The sequence below is a fragment of the Allobosea sp. 01N443 genome, from assembly GCF_056399325.1.
Genome location: NZ_JBFTRC010000291.1, coordinates 1 through 5,032 on the forward strand (window position 1 = coordinate 1; position 5,032 = coordinate 5,032).

Below are 5,032 nucleotides of genomic sequence, written 5' to 3' on the forward strand. Positions count from 1 at the left end.
GTTCTATCGCTCGACCATCATTCTTGCTCTTGGCCCGGACGACCCGCTGGTGCAGGAGGAGATCTTCGGCCCTGTCCTGACCGTGCAGATCGTCGCGGATCTGGAGGAGGCCATCGCGGCCGCCAACGCAACCCCCTATGCGCTGGTCGCCGGCATCTACACCCGTGACCATTCCAACGCCTGGCGCTTCGCGCGCGCGGTCGACGCCGGCCAGGTCTACATCAACGAGTTCTTCGCCGGCGGCATCGCCATGCCCTTCGGCGGTAACCGTAAATCCGGCTTTGGCCGGGCCAAGGGCATGGCGGGCTTGCGCAGCTACTGCAAGCTCAAGAGTGTTGTGGCGCGGCTCTGAACGGGCCCGGGGGGAAACGACGGAATGTCGACTGAGCTGTTTACCGCCGATTTCAAGGCGGCACCCTATTGGTGGGACGGAGTCCCGCGGCCGGAATTGCCTCGCTCGGAGCCGCCGAAACAGGCCGATGTCGTGGTTGTCGGCTCCGGCTATACCGGCCTGCATGCCGCGCTCCAGACCGCCAGGGGCGGGCGCAGCACGGTGGTGCTCGATGCGGAGGCGGCCGGCTTCGGCTGCAGCACCCGCAATGGCGGCCAGATCTCGACCAGCATCAAGCCCGGCCTCGCGGCCCTGGCGCGCCGTCACGGCGAGAAGCGGGCCTTTGCCATTCTGCAGGAAGGCCATCGCTCGCTGCGCTGGATAGCCGAGTTCGTGCGCGAGGAGGCGATCGACTGCGATTTCGGCGTGGTCGGGCGCTTTCACGCCGCCCACTCGCCGGGCCAGTACGAGATGCTGGCGCAGCGCGTCGACAACCAGACCAAGGGTCTCGAAGTGCCCTGTCATGTCGTGCCGCGCGCCGAGCAGCGCGACGAGATCGGCTCGGACCTCTACCATGGCGGCGTGGTCTATGCCGGCCATGCCTCGGTCAACCCGGCGCGCTATCACCAGGGCCTGCTGGAGCGCGTCCTCGCGGCCGGCGCCGAACTCGTACCGTTCTGTCCGGCGACCGCGATCACCCGCCAGGGCAAGGACTTCCTGGTCGAGACGCCGCGCGGCACGATCCGGGCGCGCGACGTCATCGTCGCCACCAACGGCTATACCGGGCCGGCGACCGGCTGGCTGCGCCGCCGCGTCATCCCGATCGGCAGCTACATCATCGCGACCGAGCCGCTGGAGCCGGCGCTGATGGACAAGCTGATCCCGCGCAACCGCATCGTCAGCGATACCCGCAAGGTCGTCTATTACTACCGCGCCTCGCCCGATCGGCGGCGCATCCTGTTCGGCGGCCGCGTCTCCCTGAGCGAGACGGATCCGCGGCGCAGCGGGCCCAAACTCCATGCCGACATGAGCGCGATCTTCCCCGAGCTGGCGCAGACACGGATCAGCCATTCCTGGTGCGGCTTCGTCGCCTATACCTTCGACGAGCTGATGCATGTCGGCCGCCATGACGGGCTCTACTACGCCATGGGCTATTGCGGGGCGGGCGTCGGCACGGCGAGCTATTTCGGCATGCGGCTCGGCCAGCAGGTGCTTGGCCTGGCCGAAGGCAAGACGGCGCTCGACGACCTGCCATTCCCGACGCGGCCCTTCTACAGCGGCAATCCCTGGTTCCTCGCACCATCGGTCTTCTATTACCGCTGGCGCGATCGCCTGGCCCGATGAGCCAGCAGGATCGTCTCTGCGGATTGGCCTTCCCCAATTCTCAGAATGGACCTTCTGGCCAGACCAATTTCAACAAACTCTGCACGCTCTCAATGGTGGGAAGCTGGGTCGCTACAGCGACTGCGCGACTGCCGCTGGACATGTGCCCCTCAGCTCAGGAGATATGACATGCAGTRCCCGCCGATCCTGCCGTCGCGATCGACCCTCGTCCTTCTCCTGAGCCTGGCCGGAGCGATGCCGGCCCTGGCGCAGGAGCTCACCGTCGTGTCCTTCGGCGGCTCCTATCAGGAGGCGCAGAGCAAGGCGCTGTTCGTGCCTGCCGCCAAGGCGCTGGGCATTAAGCTCAAGGAAGAGACCTATAGCAGCATCGCCGACCTGCGCCTCAAGGTGAAGGCCGGCGCCGTGACCTGGGATGTCGTCGCCAGCGGCTCCGGCAGCGCGGCGCGCGCGGGCTCCGAGGGCATTCTCGAAAAGCTCGACTACAAGGTCATCGACACCTCGAGCTTCGTGCCTGGCACCGCGCAGGATTACTGCGTCGGCGGCGACGTCTTTTCCACGGTTCTGGCCTGGAACACCAAGACCTACCGCGAGAAGGGCCCGCAGAGCTGGGCCGATTTCTGGGACGTCAAGACATTCCCGGGCAAGCGCTCCTATCGCAAGGGCGTGGCGGGTGCGCTCGAGCCCGCCCTGATGGCCGACGGCGTGCCGCCGGAAAAGGTCTACGAGGTCCTGTCGCAGCCCGGCGGCATCGAGCGCGCGATCAAGAAGATCCGCGAGCTGAAGCCGCATATCGCGGTCTGGTGGAGTTCTGGCGCCCAGCACGCCCAGCTGATGAAGGATGGCGAGGTCGACATGATCACCGGCTGGAACGGGCGCTTCGACGTCGCCGCCAAGGACGGTGCCAAGGTCGCCTACACCTTCAACCAGGCGCTGCTCGACTATGACTGCTTCGCCATCGCCAAGGGGGCGCCGAACAAGGACCTGGCGATGAAGTTCCTGGCCGAGATCAGCAAGCCGCAATACCAGGCCGAATTCACCAAATACATCACCTACGGGCCGACCAACAAGAAAGCCTACGACCTCGGCACGATCGAGGCGGCCTATGCCAAATCACTGCCGTCGCATCCCGACAATGCCGCCAAGCAGGTGCCGATCGACCTCGACTGGTACACCAAGTTCGAGACCCAGGCCTCGGCGGCCTACCAGAACATGCTGACCGAATGAGACTGGCGGCTGATCCCGGCGAGCGGGAGGCTGCCATCGCGGCAGCCCCGCTCGTCTCACCCGCAGGCAGGGCGCTGCCGATCGCAGTGCGGCGCTTGAGCAAGGCCTATGGCGCCGTCTCGGTGCTCGACGATGTCGATCTCGACGTCAGGCCCGGCGAGTTCCTGACTCTGCTCGGCCCATCGGGGTCGGGCAAGACGACCCTGCTGATGGCGATTGCCGGCTTCCTGCGGCCCGACAAGGGCAGCATCCGCTTCGGCGAGCGCGAGGTCGTCCGGCTTGCGCCGCACAAGCGCGAGATCGGCATGGTCTTCCAGAACTACGCCTTGTTTCCGCATATGGACGTCGCCCGCAATGTCGGGTTCCCGCTCAGGCTGAGGCGCGTCCCGGCGAGCGAGATCGCCCGGCGCGTCGAGGCCGCGCTGGAGATGTTCCAGCTTGGCGGCTATGGCGGGCGCAGCATCAACCAGCTCTCCGGCGGCCAGCGCCAGCGCGTCGCGCTTGCCCGGGCCATCGTCTTCGAGCCGCGCATCATCCTGATGGACGAGCCGCTCTCGGCGCTCGACAAGCAGCTGCGCGAGCGCATGCAGATCGAGCTGCGCCAGCTCCATGACCGGCTCGGCACCACCACCGTCTATGTCACGCATGACCAGCGCGAGGCCCTGACCATGTCGGACCGCATCGCGGTGCTCGATCGCGGTCGGATCGCGCGGATCGACACGCCGCGTGCGATCTACGACCAGCCCGGCAGCCGTTTCGTCGCCGAGTTCATCGGCGAATCCTCGTTTCTCGATGTCGCGGTCACCGATGGCATCTGCCGGGCTGCCGGCGCCGTCATCCAGGCGCCCAAGGTCCCGGCCGGGCAGCGGAACTGCGTGATGATGCTGCGCCCGGAACGGCTACGCATCCTCGACGGCAGCGAAACCGAGGCGATGAACCGCTTCGAGGGCACGGTCCAGAGCGCGATATACCAGGGCGACACGCYGCTGCTGCAGCTCGTGCTGGGCGATGGCAGCCTGGTCAGCCTGCGCATGGCGACACGGGGCGACGATGCCGCGCCGCCGGCACGCGGCACGCCGATCGCGGTCGGCATCGCCGTCAGCGACACCGTCCTGCTGGGCGACGAGGGGAGGGCGCGCAAGTGAGCGCGCCCGGGCTCAACATTGCCGGCGGGGCCGGCGACGATTTCCATGCCGCGGCGCTGCGCCGCGACCATTGGCGCGAGCGGTTCGGGCTGGCGGCGCTGGCCGCGCCTGCGCTCCTGCTCGTCACGATCACGGTGCTGCTGCCGGTCGGCTGGCTCTTCGGCCTGTCTTTCCTCGACGATGCCGGCGCACCGAGCCTGGAGCATTACCGGCGCATGCTGGCCGAGCCTTCCTATGGCCGGACCTTCCGCACGACCTTCGAGATCAGCCTGCTGACCACGGCGATCTGCATCCTGCTCGGCTATCCGCTCGCCTATTTCCTGTCGCAGCTGCCGCGGCGCGCCGCCAATCTCTGCATGATCGCGGTGCTGCTGCCGTTCTGGACCTCGCTCCTGGTGCGCACCTATGCCTGGCTGGTGCTGCTGCAGCGCCGCGGGCTGATCAACACCTGGGGCATGGAGCTCGGCATCTGGAGCGAGCCGCTGCAGCTCGTCCACAATGTCGCGGGAACGCTGATCGGCATGGTCCATATCATGCTGCCCTTCCTCGTCCTGCCGCTCTACGGAACGATGCGGGCGATCGACCGCGACCTGCTGCGGGCGGCCTCCAGCCTCGGCTCGACCCCGGCTCACGGCTTCTGGACCGTGTTCTTTCCGCTGTCGCTGCCCGGTCTTGCCGCCGGCTCCGCGCTCGTCTTCGTGCTCTGCCTCGGCTTCTACGTGACGCCGGCGATGCTCGGCGGCGGCAAGGTGACGATGGTCTCGAACCGCATCGCCAACGATATCGAGCTGTTCTTCAACTGGGGGGCGGCGAGTGCGCTMGGTGTCGTGCTGCTAGTGATCACGCTCGTCGTGCTCGTCCTGGCTGCCCGGCTCTCGCGCGGCGCGGGCCTCTTCGGCGCGGGGCATTGATATGAGCTGGTTCGATCGTCCCGCCAGCGACACGCAGATCACGCACCGGTCGCGGCTCTGGCTCTACGGGCTCGGGG

The 5,032-nt window shown here is 67.3% G+C and carries 5 protein-coding genes; all 5 read left to right on the plus strand.

Features of this window, described 5'->3' with window-relative positions:
* Positions 1–352 (plus strand): aldehyde dehydrogenase family protein (locus tag AC1DRP_RS34790; protein ID WP_476770919.1); only part of this gene is annotated, 352 nt, incomplete at its 5' end.
* Positions 353–376: 24 nt separating this feature from the next.
* Complete coding sequence (locus AC1DRP_RS34795) at positions 377–1,675, plus strand: NAD(P)/FAD-dependent oxidoreductase (RefSeq protein WP_441506675.1); 1,299 nt, start codon at positions 377–379, stop codon at positions 1,673–1,675.
* Positions 1,676–1,843: 168 nt separating this feature from the next.
* The gene (locus tag AC1DRP_RS34800) at positions 1,844–2,899 is read left to right on the plus strand and encodes an ABC transporter substrate-binding protein (protein WP_476770920.1); all 1,056 of its coding nucleotides are present in this window, start codon (positions 1,844–1,846) and stop codon (positions 2,897–2,899) included.
* A complete protein-coding gene (locus tag AC1DRP_RS34805) occupies positions 2,896–4,044 on the plus strand; it encodes an ABC transporter ATP-binding protein (protein WP_476770921.1) in 1,149 nt (382 codons plus the stop codon). The genes AC1DRP_RS34800 and AC1DRP_RS34805 overlap by 4 nt, the downstream gene beginning before the upstream one ends.
* The gene (locus AC1DRP_RS34810; protein ID WP_441506678.1) at positions 4,041–4,955 is read left to right on the plus strand and encodes an ABC transporter permease; all 915 of its coding nucleotides are present in this window, start codon (positions 4,041–4,043) and stop codon (positions 4,953–4,955) included. The genes AC1DRP_RS34805 and AC1DRP_RS34810 overlap by 4 nt, the downstream gene beginning before the upstream one ends.
* Positions 4,956–5,032: the final 77 nt, after the last annotated feature.

Excerpts from the sequence above, each read along its gene's own strand:
- AC1DRP_RS34795 (WP_441506675.1), top strand. The coding sequence starts at position 377 with ATGTCGACTGAGCTGTTTACCGCCGATTTCAAGGCGGCACCCTATTGG.